The organism is Kineosporia sp. NBRC 101677 (assembly GCF_030269265.1).
In the GTDB taxonomy this organism is placed as follows: domain Bacteria; phylum Actinomycetota; class Actinomycetes; order Actinomycetales; family Kineosporiaceae; genus Kineosporia; species Kineosporia rhizophila.
Genome location: NZ_BSTA01000002.1, coordinates 596,777 through 617,672 on the forward strand (window position 1 = coordinate 596,777; position 20,896 = coordinate 617,672).

General features: G+C 71.3%; 18 protein-coding genes and 1 tRNA gene. 12 read left to right on the plus strand and 7 right to left on the minus strand.

Annotation, left to right across the window (positions count from 1 at the left end; translation table 11 throughout):
• The first annotated feature begins 8 nt into the window (after positions 1-8).
• The 5 genes from QSK18_RS08135 (at position 9) to QSK18_RS08155 (ending at position 7,121) form a co-directional block, all read left to right on the plus strand.
• The gene (locus QSK18_RS08135) at positions 9-368 is read left to right on the plus strand and encodes a VOC family protein (protein WP_232809402.1); all 360 of its coding nucleotides are present in this window, start codon (positions 9-11) and stop codon (positions 366-368) included.
• A 116-nt stretch (positions 369-484) separates the two neighbouring features.
• A complete protein-coding gene (locus QSK18_RS08140; RefSeq protein ID WP_232809401.1) occupies positions 485-658 on the plus strand; it encodes a hypothetical protein in 174 nt (57 codons plus the stop codon).
• 48 nt (positions 659-706) lie between these two features.
• Positions 707-4,189 carry an ATP-binding cassette domain-containing protein gene (locus QSK18_RS08145; RefSeq protein WP_232809400.1) on the plus strand — a complete coding sequence of 1,161 codons (3,483 nt, stop codon included), beginning with the start codon at positions 707-709 and terminating at the stop codon, positions 4,187-4,189.
• Positions 4,190-4,353: 164 nt separating this feature from the next.
• Positions 4,354-5,298, plus strand: a complete 945-nt coding sequence (locus tag QSK18_RS08150) for a 4-(cytidine 5'-diphospho)-2-C-methyl-D-erythritol kinase (protein WP_232809399.1) — start codon at positions 4,354-4,356, stop codon at positions 5,296-5,298.
• On the plus strand, positions 5,298-7,121 hold the full coding sequence (locus tag QSK18_RS08155; protein WP_352396477.1) for an ABC-F family ATP-binding cassette domain-containing protein: 1,824 nt from the start codon (positions 5,298-5,300) through the stop codon (positions 7,119-7,121). The genes QSK18_RS08150 and QSK18_RS08155 overlap by 1 nt, the downstream gene beginning before the upstream one ends.
• A gap of 21 nt (positions 7,122-7,142) precedes the next feature.
• On the opposite strand, the gene QSK18_RS08160 is transcribed toward QSK18_RS08155, so the two are convergent.
• The 7 genes from QSK18_RS08160 to QSK18_RS08190 form a co-directional block, all read right to left on the minus strand.
• Positions 7,143-8,054: a carbohydrate ABC transporter permease gene (locus QSK18_RS08160; protein WP_285617618.1), complete on the minus strand. Its 912-nt coding sequence runs from the start codon at positions 8,052-8,054 to the stop codon at positions 7,143-7,145.
• A complete protein-coding gene (locus QSK18_RS08165; RefSeq protein ID WP_232809396.1) occupies positions 8,051-9,046 on the minus strand; it encodes a carbohydrate ABC transporter permease in 996 nt (331 codons plus the stop codon). Before QSK18_RS08165 ends, QSK18_RS08160 begins: the two co-directional genes overlap by 4 nt.
• A gap of 38 nt (positions 9,047-9,084) precedes the next feature.
• Entirely contained in the window at positions 9,085-10,425 is a 1,341-nt protein-coding gene (locus tag QSK18_RS08170) for an ABC transporter substrate-binding protein (protein WP_352396493.1), read from the minus strand.
• A 147-nt stretch (positions 10,426-10,572) separates the two neighbouring features.
• A complete protein-coding gene (locus QSK18_RS08175) occupies positions 10,573-11,340 on the minus strand; it encodes a DeoR/GlpR family DNA-binding transcription regulator (protein ID WP_232809394.1) in 768 nt (255 codons plus the stop codon).
• 181 nt (positions 11,341-11,521) lie between these two features.
• Positions 11,522-12,025, minus strand: a complete 504-nt coding sequence (locus QSK18_RS08180; RefSeq protein WP_285617622.1) for a MarR family winged helix-turn-helix transcriptional regulator — start codon at positions 12,023-12,025, stop codon at positions 11,522-11,524.
• The gene (locus tag QSK18_RS08185; RefSeq protein WP_232809393.1) at positions 12,022-12,705 is read right to left on the minus strand and encodes a TetR/AcrR family transcriptional regulator; all 684 of its coding nucleotides are present in this window, start codon (positions 12,703-12,705) and stop codon (positions 12,022-12,024) included. The genes QSK18_RS08180 and QSK18_RS08185 overlap by 4 nt, the downstream gene beginning before the upstream one ends.
• A 152-nt stretch (positions 12,706-12,857) precedes the next feature.
• Entirely contained in the window at positions 12,858-13,847 is a 990-nt protein-coding gene (locus QSK18_RS08190) for an acyl-CoA desaturase (RefSeq protein ID WP_232809392.1), read from the minus strand.
• 286 nt (positions 13,848-14,133) lie between these two features.
• Here QSK18_RS08190 and QSK18_RS08195 point away from each other — a divergent pair.
• The 7 genes from QSK18_RS08195 (at position 14,134) to cysD (ending at position 20,892) form a co-directional block, all read left to right on the plus strand.
• Positions 14,134-14,205 (plus strand) — tRNA-Gln (locus QSK18_RS08195).
• A 30-nt stretch (positions 14,206-14,235) separates the two neighbouring features.
• Complete coding sequence (glmU, locus tag QSK18_RS08200; protein ID WP_285617626.1) at positions 14,236-15,690, plus strand: bifunctional UDP-N-acetylglucosamine diphosphorylase/glucosamine-1-phosphate N-acetyltransferase GlmU; 1,455 nt, start codon at positions 14,236-14,238, stop codon at positions 15,688-15,690.
• 388 nt (positions 15,691-16,078) lie between these two features.
• On the plus strand, positions 16,079-16,684 hold the full coding sequence (locus QSK18_RS08205; RefSeq protein WP_232809390.1) for a 50S ribosomal protein L25/general stress protein Ctc: 606 nt from the start codon (positions 16,079-16,081) through the stop codon (positions 16,682-16,684).
• Between the two features lie 293 nt (positions 16,685-16,977).
• Positions 16,978-17,607 (plus strand): aminoacyl-tRNA hydrolase, encoded by a 630-nt coding sequence (gene pth, locus QSK18_RS08210; RefSeq protein WP_232809389.1) that lies wholly within the window; start codon positions 16,978-16,980, stop codon positions 17,605-17,607.
• Positions 17,608-17,660: 53 nt separating this feature from the next.
• Entirely contained in the window at positions 17,661-19,184 is a 1,524-nt protein-coding gene (locus QSK18_RS08215; RefSeq protein ID WP_232809388.1) for a sugar transferase, read from the plus strand.
• Between the two features lie 38 nt (positions 19,185-19,222).
• On the plus strand, positions 19,223-19,987 hold the full coding sequence (locus QSK18_RS08220; protein ID WP_232809387.1) for a 3'(2'),5'-bisphosphate nucleotidase CysQ: 765 nt from the start codon (positions 19,223-19,225) through the stop codon (positions 19,985-19,987).
• Complete coding sequence (gene cysD / locus QSK18_RS08225; RefSeq protein WP_285617630.1) at positions 19,984-20,892, plus strand: sulfate adenylyltransferase subunit CysD; 909 nt, start codon at positions 19,984-19,986, stop codon at positions 20,890-20,892. Before QSK18_RS08220 ends, cysD begins: the two co-directional genes overlap by 4 nt.
• The last annotated feature ends 4 nt before the right edge of the window (positions 20,893-20,896 follow it).

Consider the following 20,896-nt stretch of genomic DNA (forward strand, 5'->3'; position numbering starts at 1 on the left):
TCGTCGTCATGCCGACGATCCAGCCGATGCTGATGACCGCGGACGTGGCCCGGCTCACCGCGTTCTACACGCAGGTGTTCGGGGCCACCGAGACCTCCCGGGAGCCGGCCGAGGGAGACGTGTTCTACGTCGGCCTGAAGATCGGCGACAGCGAGTTCGGCATCGTCTCCGAACCGCAGATGCCGGCCGGTGAGCCGGGACGGGTGCTGCTGGCCATCGAGGTGGCCGACGCCGACGTCACCGCGGTGAAGGTCGAGGCGGCCGGCGGAAAGGTGCTGGGCCCGGCCAACGACATGCCCTGGGGGCAGCGGGTGGCGCACGCGCAGGACCCGGACGGCACCACCCTGAACCTCACCCAGAATCTCTGAACACCGGCCGTTCGCGGGCCGTCCGCACGGTCCTTACGGCGGATTCTCTCGCCAGGGTGACGATATGTCCGTGTCGCCGGGAGGCGTGGCGCGTTCCGGGGTCGTAGCGTCTGCCCATGCCGACGACCGACAGTGAGACTCCGGGCACGCCCACCATCAGCGTGTCCACGATGAGCTCGATCAGCATCGACCTGGACCGGCGGGCGGCCCTCCTGGAGATTCCGGGGCAGTCCTCGCGTGCTCAGACGTTCAGTACCCCGAAAATTCGTTTGAGCCGCAGGCACATCTGACGGCAGTGTAGGGAGGCCGCCCCCAGCCTCCCTAAGGATCCGTCTGTCATGCGCCTGCTCCGAGATCTCTGGCAGACCTCACCTCGTCGGTGCGCAGTGGTGGTGGCGCTGGTGATCCTCGGCGGCGCCGGGCAGGCGGTGGCCACCGCGCTGGCCGGGCCGGTGCTGGTGGAGCGCTCCTGGCTGATGTTCACCCTGCTGGCGATCGGTCTGTCGCTGACCGTGGTGGGCGATCTGGCGGTCAACATGATCGCCGCCGGGCTGACCGCCGACTGGTCGGCCGACCTGCGCCGCCGGCTGTGCCGGGTGGCCTTCGCCCAGCCGTTGCAGACCCTCGAGGGCACCCCGGTGGGGGAGCTGCTCGACCGGATCGACGGCGACATCTACCAGGTTGCCAGCGAGATGCGGAACACCGGCCTGCGGATCTTCCAGAGCCTCACCGTGGCCGTCCTTTCCATCGTCACCGCGTTCTTCGTCTGGTGGCCGGCCGGTGTCGGCATGACGCTCGTCGTCGCCCTGATGGTGAAGACGCTGGCGGGGCCGATCCAGCGGATCAACCCGGCCCGGATGCGCGAGGAGGAGGCCTGGTCGGACCTGGCGGCGGTGATGGAGGAGTCGATCCACGGCCAGGACGACGTGCGCACCACGCTGGGCCGGCCCTACGTGCTGCGGCTGTACGCCGACCGGGCCAGCCAGGTGCTGGCCCGGGGCCGGGTGGTCTGGCGGCTGAGCGCGAAACTGGCGGTGGTCGCCTCGTTCGTGGTGCGGACGTCGATCGTCCTGGTGGTGGTGGCCGGCGTCTGGGCGCTGCAGGCCGGTCACGTCGACGGGGCCCGGCTCACCTCACTCTGGCTGCTGGCCCTGGCTTTCGGCGCCACCGTCGACCACATCAGCCGGATGGTGCCGCACCTGCAACAGGCGCTGGGCGCCTGGAGCCGGGTGCAGCAGCTGGCCTCGGCCGAGGTCGAGCCGGTCGGCGGGGACGTGCCCGCCGAGGGCGAACTGGTGCTGAAGAACCTGACTTTCGCCTACCCGGGCAGCGACGACGACTCGGGGCGGGGCCCGGTGCTGCACGACGTGTCGCTGACCTTCGTGCCGGGCCGCTCGTACGCGCTGATCGGCCGCACCGGGTCGGGCAAGTCCACGCTGACCAAGATCCTCACCCGCTCGGTCGCGGTGCCGCCGGGCACCGTGCACCTGGCCGGCACCGACCTCACCGGGATCGACCTGGAGCTGCTGCGGCGCTGGGTGGCGGTGGTGCCGCAACGCACCGAGATCCTGGCCGGCACCCTGGCCGAGAACATCGCGTTGTTCGACCCCGAGCTGGTCGGCTCGGCCGGCCGGGTGATGGCCGAGCTGGGCCTGGAGAACTGGGTGGCCGGGCTGCCGGACGGGCTGGACACCCGCCTGGGCGACGAGGGCTACGTGCTCAGCGCCGGGCAGGAGCAGCTGGTGGCCTTCGGCCGGATCCTGGTGCGCGACCCGCACCTGGTGATCCTCGACGAGGCCACCGCCCGGATGGACCCGGTCACCGAACTGCAGGTGCAGCGGGCCTCGGCGCGGCTGCTGGAGGGCCGGATCGGCATCGTGATCGCGCACCGGCTCTCGTCGGTGGCCGACTGCGACGAGGTGGTCGTGCTGGAGAACGGCCGGGTGGTCGAGGCCGGTCCGCTGGCCCGCTCGGAGCGGTTCGCCCAGCTCGCCGAGACCAGCCGGATGCGGGCCCCGGAGCTGGTCTCGGCCGGGGTCCCGGCTCAGCGTTCGGGAGTGCTGCTCGCCGACGCTCCCGAGCTTCCGGTGCAGGCGGCCTCCCAGGCGCCGGGCCGGACCGACCCGCCGCCCGCCGGGGAGCCGGTGCGCGGTTCCACGGTGTCCGAGATCCTGCGGCTGCTGCGCAACGACCCGCGCTACGGGATGGGCGCGCTCGGGGTGTTCCTGGTCATGCTGCTGCTCGGCCTGGACGGCTCGGTGCTGCCCTGGCTCTGGGCCGATCTGGTCGACGGCGAGGGTGGGATGTTCTGGCCGGCCGCCGGGATCGTGGCCGCGCTGCTGGTCACCGCCCCGCTGCCGTGGTTCCCGGACCGCTGGTTCCCGGAGTGGTGGGTGCGCCAGATGCTGCGGATCAGCGCCCGGCTCACACACGCCCAGACCGGTGAGCGGCGGGTCAGCAACCACACCCCGGCGGCGGTGATCGCGCAGTCCGGCGACACCGAGCGGGTGGTGCAGCTGGCCGACAACGCCATGGACAACGGCATCGCGATCCTGGTCATGGCCGCGATGACGGCGATCTCCGGCTCGATCGTGCCGGCCCTGTTCTTCCTGGCCACGATGGTGCTGTCCGGGCTCGCGGCCACCCTGTTCGGGCCGAAGCTGGAGAAGGCGGCCAACCGCACGGTGAAGGCCCGCGCGGCGTTCGCCACCTCGCTGGTCTCGTCGTTGTCGGCCTCCCGCACGGTGAAGCTGAGCGGGGCCACCGGGCCGGTGCTGGACCACCTGGCCGGGCTCGACCGGGTGCGCAGCGACCGGCAGCGCGACGAGATCATGATCCAGGTCTGGTCGCGCTCCACCCCGGCGCTGACCACCGGCCTGCTGCCGATCGGGGCCTGGGCGGTCTACCTGACCGGCGGCCTGAACGCGGCCGGGGTACTGATCGCGGTGTCCACCCTGGGCTCGGCCCGCTGGTTCGCCTGGACCACGGCGGCGTTCGTGTCCCAGCTGCCCTCGGCCCGGGTCTGGACCGAGCGCACGCACGCGATGATCGGCGGCACCAACTACTCGGCGCCGGTGGCCGACCTGGACATCTCGGCCGGTACCGCGCCGAGCCCGGTGCTGCCCTCGCGCGAGCCGCTGCGTGAACTCACCCTGTCCCGCTTCACCGCGGTGCACGAGGACGGCATCGTCGGGGCCCGCGACGTGGACCTCACCGTGCGGCAGGGCGAGCTGGTGCTGGTGGTCGGCCCGGTCGGCGCGGGCAAGTCCTCGCTGCTGCGGGCCCTGGCCGGGATCGTGCACCACACCGGGTCGCTGGCCTGGAACGGTTCCGAGGTCACCGAGCCGGCGCGGTTCCTGCGGCCGAACCAGGTGGGTTACGTCGGCCAGGTGCCCCGGGTGCTGTCCGGGACGATCGCCGACAACATCGCCCTGGGCCACGACGTGGAGGTGGCCACCGCGGTGGCGACCGCCCAGCTGGAGCGGGACCTGAAGGACTCCGGCGCGGGCCTGGGCCTGATGATCGGCCACAAGGGCACCCGGCTGTCCGGCGGTCAGCTGCAGCGGCTGGCCCTGGCCCGGGCGCTGGCCCCGCGCACCGAGCTGCTGGTCGCCGACGACGTGTCCTCGGCGCTGGACGTGGCCACCGAGCTGGACCTGTGGCAGGCGCTGCGGGAGCACGGCGTAACGGTGGTCGGCTCGACGTCCAAGCGGGCGGCGCTGGAGCGGGCCGACCGGGTGGTGGTGATGGTCAACGGGCGTTCGGCCGCGCAGGGCCGCTGGGCGGAACTGGAGGACGACTGGGGTCACCTCGCGGGGTGAGTGCAGTGAGCGTTGCGGCACCCTTCTCAACTTCTGGTTCGGCGTGTTGTGTTTCCCAGGGCGGGCGGGGGCTTGGGACGGCGTTCAGCAGGTCAAGCGCGCGGGCCCGCGCGCGAGGCCGGGCTGGGTGAGGGGGGAACGCAAAGCTCGAATAGAGTGGCGACATGGCGGCGACGGAAGCAGTGATCGTGCGGGCGCCCGCCAAGATCAATCTTGAGTTGCGGGTGGGCCCGGTCCGGGACGACGGCTATCACGAGCTGGCCACCGTGTTCCACGCGGTGGCCCTGTTCGACGACCTGACCGCCCGGGCCACCGAGCCCGGCTCCGGGGTCTCGATCGTGGTCGACGGCATCCAGGCCGACGAGGTGCCCACCGACGGCTCGAACCTGGCGGTCAAGGCGGCCGAGCTGCTGGCCGCGCACATCGGCCTGGAGTCGGCCGACGTGGCCTTCGAGCTGCGCAAGGGCATACCGGTGGCCGGCGGCATGGCCGGGGGCTCGGCCGACGCGGCCGCCGCACTGGTCGCCTGCGACGCGCTCTGGCACGCCGGGCTCGACCGCGAGCAGCTGCACGGGCTCGCCGCCCAGCTCGGCTCGGACGTGCCCTTCTCGCTGCTCGGCGGCACGGCGATCGGCGGGGGCCGGGGCGAGGTCCTGACGCCGGTGCTGGCCCGCGGCGAGTACATCTGGGTCATCGCCCTGGCCGGCCGCGGCCTGTCCACCCCGGGCGTCTACGGCAAGATCGACGCGATGCGCGAGGCGGGCGAGGCCCCGCCGCCCACGCCGGTCCCCGAGATCGACGACGCGCTGATGGCCGCGCTGCGGGCCGGTGACGCCGAGGCGCTCGGCGCCACCCTGCACAACGAACTGCAGCCGGCCGCCCTGGCCCTGGCGCCCGAGCTGGAGCAGGCGCTGGAGATCGGCCGCAAGGTGGGTGCGCTCGGTGGCATCGTCTCCGGGTCCGGCCCGACCACGGTGTTCCTGGCCCGTGACTCCAGTCATGCCCTTGATCTGGCGGTCGCCCTGACCGCCTCCGGTGCGGCGGTCGACGTCCGCCGCGCCAACGGCCCGGTTCCCGGTGCCCGTCTTGTCGAATCGGTGCGGGGATAGTGGCTCACCTTCTCAATGCGGAGTCCGTCACGGTCGTGCACGGCTCCCGAACGCTTTTGGACGCGGTGTCGCTGGGTCTGGACGACGGTGACCGGATCGGTGTGGTCGGCCGGAACGGCGAGGGCAAGTCCACCCTGCTCCGGGTGCTCGCCCGCTGCCAGGAACCGGACGGCGGCCGGGTCACCATGGGCCGCGACGTGCGGCTCGGCGCGCTCTGGCAGGAAGACCGGCTCGATCCGGAAATGACTGTGCGGCAGGCGGTCATGGGGTCGCTGGAGGCGCACGAGTGGGCCGGTGACGCCCGGGTGCGCGACGTGCTCGGGGGGATCCTCGGCGGGCTCGACGCGCCCGCGGTCGGTGGGCTGGACGCGAAGTTCGGCCGGCTCTCCGGTGGTCAGCGGCGCCGGGTCGGCCTGGCCGCCCTGCTGATCGGTGAGCACGACCTGGTGATGCTCGACGAGCCGACCAACCACCTGGACGTGGAGGGTGTGGCCTGGCTGGCCCGGCACCTGAACGAGCGCTGGCCGGCCGGTCGCGGCGGGCTGCTGGTGGTCACCCACGACCGCTGGTTCCTGGACGCCGTTTGCGGCAGCATCTGGGAGGTCCACGACGGGGTGGTGGACAGCTACGAGGGCGGTTACGCGGCCTACACGCTGACCCGCGCCGAGCGCGCCCGGGTGGCCGCGGTGACCGAGGAACGGCGCCAGAACACCCTGCGCAAGGAACTGGCCTGGCTGCAGCGCGGGGCCCCGGCCCGGACCAGCAAGCCGCGGTTCCGGATCGACGCGGCCGAGTCGCTGATCGCCGACGAGCCGCCGCCGCGCGACCAGATGAACCTGGCCAAGATGGCCACCGCCCGGCTCGGTAAAGACGTGATCGACCTGGAGGACGTCACCGTCACCCTGGGTTCCGGCGACGAGGCGAAAACCCTTCTCGAGCACGTCACCTGGCGCCTCGGTCCGGGCGACCGGATCGGCATCGTCGGGGTCAACGGCTCGGGCAAGACCACGCTGATGCGGATGATGCTCGGCGGGCCGGACGCCCCGGTGCCCACCGGCGGCCGGGTGAAGCGCGGAAAGACCGTCCAGGCGGTGATTCTCAGCCAGGACGTGCGCGAACTCGACGCGGTGGCCGACCAGAAGGTGCAGGAGGCGGTCGAGAAGGTCCGCGGCACCGTCCGGATCGGCAACAAGGACGTCACCGCCGGGCAGCTGCTGGAGCGGCTGGGCTTCACGAAGGACAAGATCTGGACCCGGGTGGGCGACCTGTCCGGTGGTGAGCGGCGCCGGCTGCAGCTGCTGCGCCTGCTGATGGGCGAGCCGAACGTGCTGCTGCTCGACGAGCCGACCAACGACCTGGACACCGACACGCTGGCGGCGATCGAGGACACGCTGGACGAGTGGCCGGGCACGCTGATCGTGGTCTCCCACGACCGGTACCTGCTGGAGCGGTTGTGCGACCGCCAGGTGGCCCTGCTCGGCGACCGTCAGATTCGCGACCTGCCGGGTGGGGTCGAGGAGTACCTGACCCTCCGGGCCCGCCAGGAAGAGGCGCAAGCCTCACCGACGTCTTCAGTTTCTGAGAGCCGGCCCGAGCGCAAGGTTTCCGCCGCGGACGCCCGGGCCGCCCAGAAGGAGATGAACCGGCTGGAGCGCCAGATCTCGAAACTTGCTGCGCGCGAGGAGAAGCTGCACGCCCAGATGGCCGAGAAGGCCACCGACTTCGCCGCCGTGGCCGAGCTCGACGCCCAGTTGCGGGAGCTCACGGCCGAGAAGGAAGCGCTGGAAGAAGCCTGGCTGGAGGCCGCCGAAACCGCTGGTTAGGGCGGCCCCCAGACCGGGGGTCTACTTGACCGCGCCGAGCGAGAGTCCGCGCACCAGCTTGTCCTGGGCGGCGAAACCGGCGATCAGCACCGGCAGCGAGACCAGGGTGGCGGCCGCGCAGAGCTTGGCCAGGAACAGGCCCTGGCTGCTGATGAAGCCGACCAGGAACACCGGCGTGGTCGAGGAGACGGTGGCGGTCAGGTTCACCGCGAACAGGAACTCGTTCCAGCTGAAGATGAAGCAGATCAGGGCGGTGGCCGCGATCCCGGGGGTGACGATCGGCACCACCACGCTCCAGATCGAGCGCAGTACCCCGGCACCGTCGACCTCGGCCGCCTCCAGGATCTCCTTGGGTACCTCGGCCAGGAACGACTGCATCATCCAGACCGCGATCGGCAGGTTCATCGCGGTGTAGAGGATCACCAGCACCCAGATGTTGTCCAGCATCCCGATCCGCTTGACCAGCAGGTAGATCGGCAGCAGGGCGGCGATGGCGGGCAGGAACTTGGTGGAGAGGAAGAAGAACATGACGTCCGTCCACTTCTCCACCGGACGGATCGACAGCGCGTAGGCCGCCGGGATGGCCAGCAGCAGCACCAGCAGCGTCGAGACGATGCTGGCCGTCGCCGAGTTGATCAGGTAGGGCCCGACCCCGCGGTCGAAGAGGGCCGAGTAGTTCTCCAGCGACAGCCCGGAGAACAGGGTGGGCGGGTTGGTCGCGGCGTCCGCCTCGCTGTGCAGCGAGGTGAGCACCATCCAGGCCACCGGGGCGAAGAACAGCAGGGTGGCCACCCAGGCCACCGTGGTCCAGACGAGACCGCCCTTCTCGGCGATGTCGCCCTCGCCCCGGCCGGCCTTCCTGCGGCGGTTGAGCAGGGTCCCCTTGCGCCCGGAACCGGTTGCCACGGAGCGGGTCTGGGTCGGTGCAGTCATCGGCCTTGCTCCTCTCGGAAGAGCGAGCTGACCACGCGCAGGGCGAAGGTGGCCACGATGATCGTGCCGATCACGGTCACCACACCGGCTGCCGCGGCCTCGCCGTACTCGAACTTGCGGAACGTGGTCAGGTAGATCTCGTAGGGCAGGTTGGTGGTGGCACTGCCCGGGCCGCCCTGGGTGATCGAGAACACCGCGTCGATGTGCTGCACGATGTAGATCGCCCCGAGCAGGGTGGCCAGTTCCAGGTACTGCCGCAAGTGCGGCAGCGTGATGTAGCGGAAGATCTTCAGGCCGCCGGCCCCGTCGACCCGGGCCGCCTCGATGATGTCCGTGGGCTGGGCCTGCAGACCGGCCAGCAGGATCAGCATCATGAACGGCGTCCACTGCCAGACCAGCGCCGCGATCACCGCGGGCATCGGGTAGTTGGAGACGAAGTCGACGGTCGGGCCCTGATCGGCCCCGAACAGCTGCCAGACCCAGTTCAGGGTGCCGTTGATCAGACCGTAGGAGGGGTTGTAGATGGCGTGCTTCCAGAGCAGGGCCGAGGCCACCGGCATGATCAGGAACGGGGCGATCAGCAGGGTGCGGGCCAGGCCGCGGCCCGGGAACTTCCGGTCCAGCAGGATGGCCAGGCCGAGACCGAGCAGCAGGCTGATGCCCACCGTCCCGACGGTCAGCGTGACCGTGTTGATCACCGCGCTGCGCAGCCGGCCGTCGGTGAAGACCGTGACGTAGTTGTCCAGGCCGACGAACTCGTTGTAGTTGCCCAGGCCCAGGAAGCTCTTGTCCCCGGGGTTCAGGGCACTCCAGTGCAGCGAGGAGATGACCAGGGTGACCAGGAACGGGATCTGGGTGATGACGATGGTGAAGATGAGGGCCGGCAGCAGCGGTGCGCGCCGGATCCACCGGGACCTCGATGAGGTCCCGGTGGCCCGGCGCGCCGGCGGAGCCGCGTTCTCATCCTGATGCGTTTCGGCAACGGTAGACATTGCCACTCCTCAGGTTTCGAGACGACGGGGGCCGGGTACTACTTGTTCTGGTAGTTCTTGGCGACTTCCTCGGCTTCCTTCTGCCCCGCGTCCAGGGCCTCCTTCACCGTTCCCGAGCCGGTCAGCGCCGCACTGATCGACTGCGACACCTTGGTGCCCAGGTCCTGGAACTCGGGGATGGTCACGTACTGCACGCCCACGGTCGGGCGCGGCTGCACACCCGGGTTCGTCGGGTCGGCGTTCTGGATCGCCTCCAGGGTCAGCGGGCCGAAGTCACCGGCCGCCTCCTTGTACTCCGGGATCTCGTAGGTGCTGGCCCGCTTGCCCGAGGGCACCCGGCTCCAGCCCAGCTCCTCGCCGACCGTCTTCTCGTAGTCCTTGCTGGTCGCCCAGAGCGCGAACTTGGCTGCCGCGTCGGCCTTCTTGGTGGTCTTGGGCATGACCCAGTTCCACGACCAGAGCCAGCCGCTGTTCTCGGTCTCCTTGACCGGGGCCGGGGCGTAACCGACCTTGCCGACGACCTTGCTGCTCTCCGGGTTCTCCAGCGAACCGGCGGCCGAGGTGGCGTCGTACCACATCGCCACCTTGCTCTGGCTCATCGCGTTCAGGCACTCGGTGAACCCGGCCTGGGCCGCGCCCTCCTCGCCGTGCTCGTTGATCAGGTTGACGTAGAACTCGACCGCCTCGGTGAACTCGGGCGAGTTCACCTGGGCCTGCCAGTCCTCGGTGAACCAGGTGCCGCCGAAGGTGTTGACCACCGTGGTCAGCGGGGCGAACATCTCGCCCCAGCCCGGAAGGCCGCGCAGGCAGATGCCTTTCATGCCGGGCTCGGCGCCGTCCAGCTCGGCGGCCAGGTCGGCGACCTCGTCCCAGGTGGGCTTGGCCGGCATCTCCAGGCCCTTGGCCTCGAGAACGTCCTTGCGATACATCAGGAACGAGGACTCGCCGTAGAACGGCAGGGCGTAGAGCTTGCCGTCCTCGCCGGAGATGCTGTCGGCCACCGGCTTGAGCAGGTCGGCACTGTCGTAGGCGGCGTCACCGTCGGCGTACGAGCTCAGCTCGTGCAGCCAGCCGTTCTCCTGCCAGAGGGCGGTCTCGTAGGCGCCCACGGTGGCCAGGTCGTACTGGCCGGCCTGGCTGGCCACGTCCTGGGTGACCTTGTCGCGCAGCTGGTTCTCCGGCAGCACGGTGTAGTTCACCTTGATGCCGGTGTCCTTGGTGAACGTGTCGGCGGTGAGCTCCTGGATGTCCACCATCTGCGGGTTCCCGACCATGAGGACGTTGATCGACTCGCCCTCACCGTCGCCACCCCCACCGCCACCACCGCCGGCGCCTGCGCACGCGGTGGTGACCAGAGCGGTGGTCACGGCTCCGGCCATCAGGCCGAGCCGCCAGTTGTTCTTCGTCCGGGTCACGAAATCCTCCTTGACTTGTGCGGGACCACTAGCGCTTGAGTTGCGTCATAGTTACTCAAAGTAATGACAAGGTTGTCAGAATGGTCTTGCCTGAGCCTTGCGGCGGCCGACTCACACCATCACCGCCTCCACCCCGATCGCCCGCAGACGCCGGACCTGACCCTCGTTGGCCGAGCGGTCGGTGACGATAGTGGAAAAATCCCGGGCCTGCGCAAATCGGTAGGAAGAGTCAGAACCGAGTTTTGAGGCATCGCTGAGCAGAACGGTGCGCCGGCTCGACCCCACAGCCCGCGCCTTGACCGCCGCCACCGCTGCATCCGGGCAGGTCGCACCGCGTTCCATGGTGAGCCCGTTGGTGCCCATCACGCACAGGTCGAAGACGAAGTCCTCCAGCATGCGAAGCGCCCAGTGGTCGATCGTGCCCAGCGTCTTGCCCCGCACCCGGCCGCCGATCAGCACCACCGACACCGCCTCGCGCGGCGCCATCACCAAGGCGATCGGCAGCGAGTTGGTGACCACGGTGAGTGGCCGGCGGGGGGTGAGCCGCTCGGCGAAGGCCTGGGTGGTGGAACCCTCGTCGATGTAGACCGACTCGGCCGTACCCACCAGCCCGATCGCGTGGTCGGCGATGCGGCCCTTCTCGTCGGTGCGAGAAGTGTTGCGCAGCGCCAGGGTTCCCTCGAAACCGAGCCGCTCCACCGGGATCGCCCCGCCGTGCACCCGCCGCAGCAGCCCCTCCGCCTCCAGTGCGGTCAGGTCCCGTCGCACCGTCTCCTTCGCCACCGTGAGCTCACGCGCCACTTCCGCCACGTCGATCCGTCCCGCCTGTCTTGCCTGATCGACCAGCCACCGCCGCCGCTCATAGGCATAGAGCTCCATTGCCCGCCTCCGCCCGTCCGTGGCCGAACCGGCCCGGTGCATGTGTCTGTGATGTAAACCTCAGGCACAGCTGCTCCACAAGGGGGTGAGCCAAAGCGGGCAATATTTTGCGCCAAACGGTCACAAACGGGCGCCCGAGCGGGTCCCGTTCGTCCTTTTCGTCATTTTCGACGAGGTGGGCTCAGTTCGCGTCGAAGGCGGTGAGCAGGTCACGCAGCAGCTGCGCCAGCCGGTCGTGCTCGCCGCCGTCGAGTGCCTTCAGGACCGACCGCTCGACCTCCAGGAGGTCGGCCAGGGCGGCGTCGGTCACCACCCGGCCCTCGGTCTCCAGCCGCACCATCACCCCGCGCCCGTCGGCCGGGTCGGGCAGCCGGCGCACCAGCCCGCGGCCGGCCAGCCGGTCGATCCGGTTGGTCATCGTGCCGCTGGTGACCATGGTCAGGCCGGTCAGCTGACCGGGGGAGAGCTGGTACGGGTCACCGCTGCGGCGCAGCGCCGAAAGCACGTCGAACTCCCAGGTTTCCAGGCCGTGCCGGGCGAACGCGGCCGAACGGGCCTTGTCCAGCAGGCGGGAGAGCCGGCTGACCCGCGAAAGTACCTCCAGGGGAGCCACGTCCAGGTCCGGGCGCTCGCGTCGCCAGGCCTCGACGATCCGGTCGACCTCGTCCACCTGCGGTCCGCTCACTCCTCGGGCGCTGTCTCTGCGACCAGGCTGCTCTCGGCCCGCAGGCCCGCCTCGGTGGCGGCCCCGGCCTCGGCCCGCAGCGCCCGCTCGTCGCGCAGCCCGGGCCGGGCCTCCAGTCCGGTCAGCCCGTTCCAGGCGAGGTTCACGATGTGGGCGGCCACCATCGCCTTGTCCGGCTTGCGGTGGTCGAGCCAGAACTGGCCGGTGAAGGCCACCATGCCGACCAGCATCTGGGCGTACAGGGGGGCGGTCTGGGCGTCGAACCCGCGGTCGGCGAACTGCTCGGCCAGGATGTACTCCACGTGCCCGGCCACGTCGCTGAGCAGGCTGGAGAAACCGCCGCGCTGGTCGCTGATCGGGGAGTCGCGCACCAGGATGCGGAAGCCGTCGGTCTCGGCCTCGATGTAGTCGAGCAGGGTCATCGCGGCGATCTCGAGCACCCGGCGCGGGTGGTTGGGCCGCACCAGCGCCGCCGTCATCGCCTCTAGCAGCTTGCGGGTCTCCACCTCCACGACCACCGCGTAGAGGCCGTCCTTCCCGCCGAAGTGTTCGTACACCACGGGTTTGGAGACCCCGGCGGTGGCCGCGATCTCCTCGACGCTGGTGCCCTCGAAGCCCTTCTCGGCGAACAGCCCCCGGCCGATCTCGAGCAGTTGCTCGCGCCGCTGGGCCCCCGTCATGCGGGAGCGGCCCCCACTCCTGGACGCGCGCGGACGGTCGGGCGTCGGGGACTGGTGGCCTGTACTCACGCAGCTATCATGCCCAACTCGCTCGCCCGGTGTGGAGGACGGTCCTTCGGTTCGGGGTGGTTCGGGCCGGTTGGGCCACCGGCTCAGGCTCGCCGGGAGGCCAGCCGGGAGGTGTCCGGCCAGCGCACGTTCGTGGCCCAGCCGAACTTCTCGAAGAACCAGATCACCCGGGCGCTGGAGTCGATCTGCCCGCGCAGCACCCCGTGCCGGGCGCAGGTCGGGTCGGCGTGGTGCAGGTTGTGCCAGGACTCGCCGAACGACAGCAGGGCCAGCCACCAGACGTTGCCGGAGCGGTCGCGGCTCTTGAACGGCCGCTCGCCCAGCGCGTGGCAGATCGAGTTGATCGACCAGGTGACGTGGTGCAGCAGGCCGACCCGGACCAGGGAGCCCCAGAAGAACGCGGTGGCCGCCCCCTGCCAGGTGCCGGTGATGGCGAAGCCGATCAGCGCGGGCAGGCCCAGGGAGACCGCCACCCACAGGGGGAAGAGCTTCGACACCAGCATCACGCCGCGATCGCGCATCAGGTCCGGGGCGTAGCGGCGCGGGTTGGTGTTCTCCGGGTCGAACAGCCAGCCCATGTGCGCGTACCAGAGGCCCTTGAGCAGGGCGGGCACCGTCTCGCCGTAGCGCCACGGCGAGTGCGGGTCGCCCTCGCGGTCGCTGAAGGCGTGGTGCCGGCGGTGGTCGGCCACCCAGCGCAGCACCGGGCCCTCGATCGCCAGGGAGCCGGCCACGGCCAGGGCGATGGTCAGCGGGCGGTTGGCGCGGAACGAGCCGTGGGTGAAGAAGCGGTGGAAGCCGACGGTGATGCCCAGGCCGGAGATCATGTAGAGGACGAAGGCGATGACCAGGTCGTGCCAGTGCAGCATCCGCCCCCAGGCCATCGGGACCGACGCCAGCAGGGCGACGAAGGGCACCGCGATGAACACCACGAGGGCGGTCTGCTCGCCCCGGCGCTTGGGGTTCGGGTCGACGTGGGGTTCGCCGCGCACCGGCCGGCCGGGCAGGCTGGTCCGGGGGCTGCTCTGACTGCTGGGGCTGGGCACGGGGGCGGCGGCTGCCGGTGAGCTCACGGTGGGGATCCCATCTGCCGGGAGGTGCGCGTGCGCGGTCGCAGGATGCCGGGCGCTGCTTGCCCGCAAGGTTCGAACAGGTCTGGACCAGGTCTGGAACAGGGCGCGGACCAGCCGCGACGGCCAACCTACGGTCCGTAACCTACGAAAGCGTAACCCGAGATCCGCGCGCTGGGCAGTAGCGGCGAGGTGAAGTTCTGCGGACCCCGGGTGACGATCCGGGCAATGATCCGGCCCGGCTAGACTGGGTCGCGGTCCTCGTGGGTGACGAACCCGTGGGCGGCCTTCCCCCCTGGTGTAACGGCAACACACAGGCCTTTGGAGCCTTGAGATACCTGTTCGAATCAGGTGGGGGGAGCGTCAGGTCCGCGCATCGGAGGGTTCGTCCGTGAGTACAGAGCAGCCGGCAGCCGTCATCGTCCTGGCGGCCGGCGAGGGCAAGCGGATGCGCTCGCGCACCCCCAAGGTGCTGCACCCGATCGCGGGCCGGTCCCTGGTCGGTCACGCCCTCGCCGCGGCCTGGAGCCTGCGGCCCGAGCACCTCGTCGTGGTGGTCCGCCACCAGCGCGAACTGGTCGCCGGGCACGTCGCGCAGATCGCCCCCGAGGCGGTGATCGCCGACCAGGACGAGGTGCCCGGCACCGGCAGTGCGGTGGCCGCTGGGCTGCGGGCGGTCGGCGCGCTCGACGGCGTGGTCGTGGTCACCTACGCCGACGTGCCCCTGCTCTCCGGCGAGACGCTGGCCGCGCTGGTCGCCGCCCACCGGGAGGGGCAGGCCGCGGTCACGGTGCTCACCGCCGAGGTGGGCGACCCGACCGGCTACGGGCGGGTGCTGCGGGACGCGGCGGGCAACGTCACCGGCATCGTCGAGCAGCGCGACGCCACCGCGTCGCAGCAGGCGATCCGCGAGATCAACTCCGGCATCTACGCCTTCGACGCGGCCGTCCTGGCCGACGCGCTGAGCCGGATCACCTCGGACAACGACCAGAACGAGATGTACCTGACCGACGTGCTGGGCATCGCCCACGCCGACGGCCGGGTGGTGCGGGCGCTCGTCACCACCGACCTGTGGCAGGTCGAGGGGGTGAACGACCGGGTGCAGCTGGCCACCCTGGGCGCCGAGCTGAACCGCCGCCTGCTGGTCGCGCACATGCGGGCCGGGGTCACCGTGGTCGACCCGGCCAGCACCTGGGTCGACGTGGACGTGCGGATCGCCGCCGACGTCACCGTGCTGCCGGGCTCCCAGTTGCTGGCCGGCACCACGGTCGCCGCGGGGGCCACGATCGGCCCCGACACCACGCTCTCGGCCTGCGCCGTGGGTGAGGGGGCGTCGGTGGTGCGCAGCCACGGCAACGGTGCCCGCATCGAGGCCGGGGCCGGTGTCGGTCCCTTCAGCTACCTGCGCCCGGGCACCGTGCTCGGCCCGGACGGCAAGATCGGCGCGTTCGTCGAGACCAAGAACGCCACGATCGGCGCCGGCGCCAAGGTGCCGCACCTGACCTACGCGGGCGACGCGACGATCGGTGAGGGTGCCAACATCGGCGCGGCCACGATCTTCGCCAACTACGACGGGGTGAAGAAGCACCACACCACCGTCGGTGCCCACGCCCGGGTCGGCAGCGACACGGTGCTCGTCGCCCCGGTCACCATCGGCGACGGCGCCTACACCGCGGCCGGCTCGACGATCACCGAGGACGTGCCCGCCGGGGCGCTCGCGGTGGCCCGGGGCCGGCAGCACAACAGCGAGGGCTGGGTGTCCAAGCGCCGCGAGGGCACGCCATCGGCCCGTGCGGCCGAGGCGGCCCAGGCCGCCGACGCGCCGGAACTCCCCCCGAACGCCTAGGTCCTGTCCCGCGGATCAGTCGCCTACTGCGGGGCACCCGGTGGGCAGCCTGGACGCACCCGGTGGGCACCCACGGAGAAACCACTACGAGGGCGCCCACCGGGCACGCCCAGGCCGTCACCGGGTACCTCCTCGCTACGGCGCTGATCCACCGGACAGGCCCTAGGTCGGATCGGGTGTACGGGCGAATCTGGGCCCGGCCCGGTCATGTACAGTGGTCCGGTTACCTCGGCGAGGGTTGCGGGCAACACGAGCAACCGTGATCGACGCGGACACCACTACGCGCACTGCGCCTGTGACTCCGCCGGGCGTGCCGTCTTCATATCGTTTCGTCAGCTGAATCTGCGCGTGGCCCCTCGGTCGCGCCCCGTGATTGAGGAGAACTGTTGTGTCCGAGGTAAAGCTCAGCGCCACGCCGCGTAACGACTTCGGCAAGGGCGCTGCGCGTCGGCTGCGCCGCGACCACCAGGTGCCGGCCGTTCTGTACGGGCACGGCACCGACCCGGTCCACGTCGCGCTGCCCGGGCACGCCACCATGCTGGCGCTCAAGGGCAACGCGAACGCTCTGCTGACCATCGACATCGAGGGCCAGAGCCAGCTCGCCCTGCCGAAGGACGTGCAGCGTCACCCGCTCAAGGGCACCATCGAGCACGTCGACCTGCTGATCGTCCGTCGCGGCGAGAAGGTCACCGTCGACGTCCCGCTGCACTTCGCCGGCGACCCGGCCCCCGGCGGCCTGGTCCAGATCGAGCTCACCTCGCTGAGCCTCGAGGTCGAGGCCACCGCCATCCCGGACGGCGTCGAGTACAGCATCGAGGGCGCCGAGGTCGGCACCCAGGTCACCGCCGGCTCGATCACCCTGCCCCAGGGTGCCACCCTGGCCGGCGACCCCGAGGCGATCGCCCTGATCGTCTCCGACGCCGCCCGTCAGGTCTCCGCGGAAGACGCGGGTGAGGCCACCGAGGGTGCCGCCGACGAGGCCGCCCAGGCCTGAGCCTCCAGCTCCGCCCAGCACTGCACGGCCACAGGGCCGGTCCGCCGCCCACGCGGGGGACCGGCCCTGTGTCGCGTCCCGGTCACCTGAGCCTGGCGGCAGCCCGGCCCGGCAACCCGTCCCACCGGGACCACCCAAGGCCCGTCCCACCGGGACTACCCAAGGCCTGCCCCACCGGGACCACCCAAGGCCCGCCCCACCGGACCCATCGGCTCGACTGGACCACCTGAGCCGTCCCCGCCCAGGTGCCCACCCCCGTCCCCCATTGGCGCCCCCACCGACCGGAGAACCGGATGCCCGCCGCCCCCGACCCCACCACCACCGAGAGCGACCTGCCCTGGCTGGTGGTCGGTCTCGGCAATCCGGGGGACAAGTACGCCCGCAACCGGCACAACGTCGGGCACCTGGTGGCCGACGAGGTGGTGTCGCGGATGGGCGGGCGGTTCACCACCCACCGGGCCCGGGCCCAGGTCTACGACGGCCGCTGGGCCCCGCGCGGGGGACGGCCGGGGGCCCGGATGATCGTGGCCAAGCCCAGCACCTACATGAACGAGTCGGGTGGGCCGGTGGCCGGCCTGCTCAAGTTCTTCGGCCTGACCCCGGCCCGGCTGCTCGTGGCCCACGACGAGCTCGACATCCCGTTCGGGGAGCTGCGCCTGAAGTGGGGCGGGGGCGAAGGGGGCCACAACGGGCTGCGCTCGATCAGCAAGTCGACGGGGAGCAAGGACTACGGACGCCTGCGCCTGGGGGTCGGGCGCCCGCCGGGCCGGATGGAGGCCGCCGACTTCGTGCTGCGCGACTTCCCGAGCGCCCAGAGCACGGACGTGGCCCTGATGGTCGGCGACGCCGCGGACGCGGTGGAGGAACTCGCGCTGTCCGTTTTCGCCCGGGTTCAGGGCACCTATAATACCCAGCGTAGCTAGTCCGGACTCGGTGAGAACCAGCGGCTTTCATCCATTTTCACCAGGGAGCCTTCATGGGACCGCTCGGCCAGGATCTGGACCTCCTCGACCAGGAGCTCCTCGGTCCCGCCCCGGCCCGGCCGGCCTCCCGGCGCCCGCCCCGGCACATCGGTCAGGGTGACAGCGAACCGGCCGTGCTGCTGCGCCGCTACCGGCGCCGGGCCGTCACCGGTGACCTCCTGGCGGCCACGATCGCCTGTCTCGCAGCGGTTCTGGTGCGCTTCGGGCCGCTGGAGCCCGCGCTCTCGGCCCCCTTCCTCACCTACTTCTCGCTGACTCTGGCCCTGCCGCCGGCCTGGGTGGCCGTGGTGGCCCTGCAGGGCGGCTACGAGCGGCGCTTCCTGGGGAGCGGGGCCGAGGAGTTCCGCCGGCTGGTCACGGCCGGGCTGGTGATGCTGGGCTCGATCGCGGTCCTCGCCTACGCCCTGCGCAGCGAGGTGGCCCGCGGGTTCGTCTTCCTGGCGGTACCGGCCACGGTGCTGCTGACCATGTTCGCCCGGCGGCGGTTGCGGGCCTGGGTCCGCCGGCTGCGGGCCCGGGGGCTGGCCCTGCAGCGGGTGCTGGTGGTGGGCCGGGCCGACGCGGTGGTCCCGGTGATCGAGAAGCTCGACCGCGAACCGCAGCACGGGCTGCTGCCGGTCGGGGCCTGCGTGCCCTTCGTCGGTGGCGAACTGTCCCGCGGGCACGACGTGCCGGTGGCCGGAGACCCGGGCCGGGTGCTCGACGCGGTCCGTGAGACCGGGGCCCACGCGGTGGCCGTGGTCTCTCATCCCGACCTGTCCGGCCAGGCGCTGCGCCGGCTGTCCTGGGCGCTGGAAGACCTTGGGGTGCAGCTGATCGTCGCCCCCGGGATCGTCGAGGTGGCCGGGCCCCGGCTGTCGGTCCGGCCGGTCGCCGGGCTCTCGCTCCTGCAGCTGGAACGGCCGGCCACCGGTGGCTCGGGGCTGCTCGGCAAGGCCGTGTTCGACCGGGTCGCCGCCCTCTCGGTCACCCTGCTGGCGCTGCCCCTGCTGGTGCTGATCGCGCTCGGCGTCAGGCTCACCAGCCGGGGGCCGGTGTTCTACCGGCAGAAGAGGGTGGGGGCCGAGGGGCGCGAGTTCACCATGCTGAAGTTCCGCTCCATGGTGGCCGACGCCGACCGCCGCCCGGCCGCCCTGCTCGGCCGCGGCGAGAGCACCGAGGTCCTGTTCAAGCTGCGCCGGGATCCGCGGGTCACCCGGTTCGGGGCCGTGCTGCGCCGGTTCTCCCTGGACGAGCTGCCCCAGCTGCTGAACGTGCTGCGCGGCGACATGTCGCTGGTCGGGCCCCGTCCGCCGTTGCCCCGGCAGATGCCCGACGAGCCGGCCGGCGCGCCCCGCCGGGCGAGCGTGCGGCCCGGACTCACCGGCCTCGGGCCGGTGACCGGGCGCAGCGACCTGAGCTGGGAGGACTCGCTGCGGACCGACCTGCGCTACACCCAGAACTGGTCGCTCGCCCTGGACGTCGCGATCCTCTGGCGGACGCTGCGGACAGTGGTCGGAGGAACCGGCGCTTCCTGAGAGAATGCCGCTTCGGCTGCTGCGAAGGGAACATTGCAATGACGATCGGGGATGACGCGCGTCTGTCCCGCACCCTGGCTCATGCGGCCGGTCTCGCGCTGCTCGACGTGCGATCCGGCCCGGCCGAGGGCAAGGACCTGAAGAACGAGGGCGACGCCCGGGCCCAGGCCGTGCTCGCCGCGCTGCTCGACTACCACCGCCCGGGCGACGCGGTGCTGAGCGAAGAAGCGGCCGACTCGGCCGCCCGGCTGAGCGCGGGCCGGGTCTGGATCATCGACCCGCTCGACGGCACCCGGGAGTTCTCCGAGCGCCCGCGCACCGACTGGGCCGTGCACGTCGCCTTCTGGGAGGCCGGTGAGCTGTCCGAGGGCGCCATCGCGCTGCCCGCCCGCGACGTCACCTACGGCACCGACGACCCGCCGGTGCTGCCGCCCCGCGCCGAGGGCCCGATCCGTCTGGCCGTGAGCCGTTCCCGTCCGCCGGCCTTCGTCACCGAGGTGGCCGAGGATCTCGGCGCGGAGCTGGTGCCGATGGGCTCGGCCGGGGTCAAGTGCGCCAGCGTCTGGCTCGGCGAGGCCGACGCCTACCTGCACGCCGGCGGCCAGTTCGAGTGGGACTCCGCCGCCCCGGTCGCCGTGGCCCGCGCGGCCGGCCTGCACACCAGCCGGATCGACGGCTCCCCGCTGCTGTACAACCGGCCCGACCCGAAGCTGCCGGACCTGCTGGTCTGCCGCACAGAGTTCGCTGAGACGATTCTGGCCGCTGTTGCCCGTCACAGTTCCCAAGAGGTGATCGCCCGATGAGCACGTCGGAGTACCGGCTCTCCCAGCTGCAGACGCTGGAGGCCGAGTCCATCCACATCATCCGGGAGGTGGTGGCCGAGCTCGAGCGTCCTGTCCTGCTGTTCAGCGGGGGGAAGGACTCGATCGTGATGCTGCGCCTGGCGGAGAAGGCGTTCGCCCCGGCCCGCATCCCCTTCCCGGTGATGCACGTCGACACTGGCCACAACTTCCAGGAGGTCCTCGACTTCCGCGACCGCCGGGTCGCCGAGCTCGGCGTCCAGCTGATCGTCGCCAGCGTGCCCGAGGCCCTCGACCGCGGTCTGGTCAGCGAGCCGCCGGACGGCACGCGCAACCGGATCCAGACCCCGGTGCTGCTCGACGCCCTCGAGAAGTACCGCTTCACGGCCGCTTTCGGCGGTGCCCGGCGGGACGAGGACAAGGCCCGGGCCAAGGAGCGGGTGTTCTCGTTCCGCGACGAGTTCGGCCAGTGGGACCCCAAGAACCAGCGGCCCGAGCTGTGGAACATCTACAACGGCCGGATCCAGGCGGGCGAGAACATCCGGGTCTTCCCGCTGTCCAACTGGACCGAGCTGGACATCTGGCAGTACGTCAAGCACGAGGGCATGGCCCTGCCGTCGATCTACTTCGCCCACCAGCGCGAGGTGTTCGACCGCGGCGGCATGCTCTACGGCGTGCACGAGGTCTGCCGGCCCAAGGCCGGCGAGACGGTGTTCACCGAGACCGTGCGCTACCGCACCGTCGGCGACGCCAGCCTGACCGCCGCCGTCCGCAGTGACGCCGACACCCTCGACAAGATCATCGACGAGGTCGCGTCCACCCGGATCACCGAGCGCGGTGCCACCCGGGGCGACGACAAGTTCAGCGAGGCCGCGATGGAAGACCGCAAGCGCGAAGGGTATTTCTGACAGT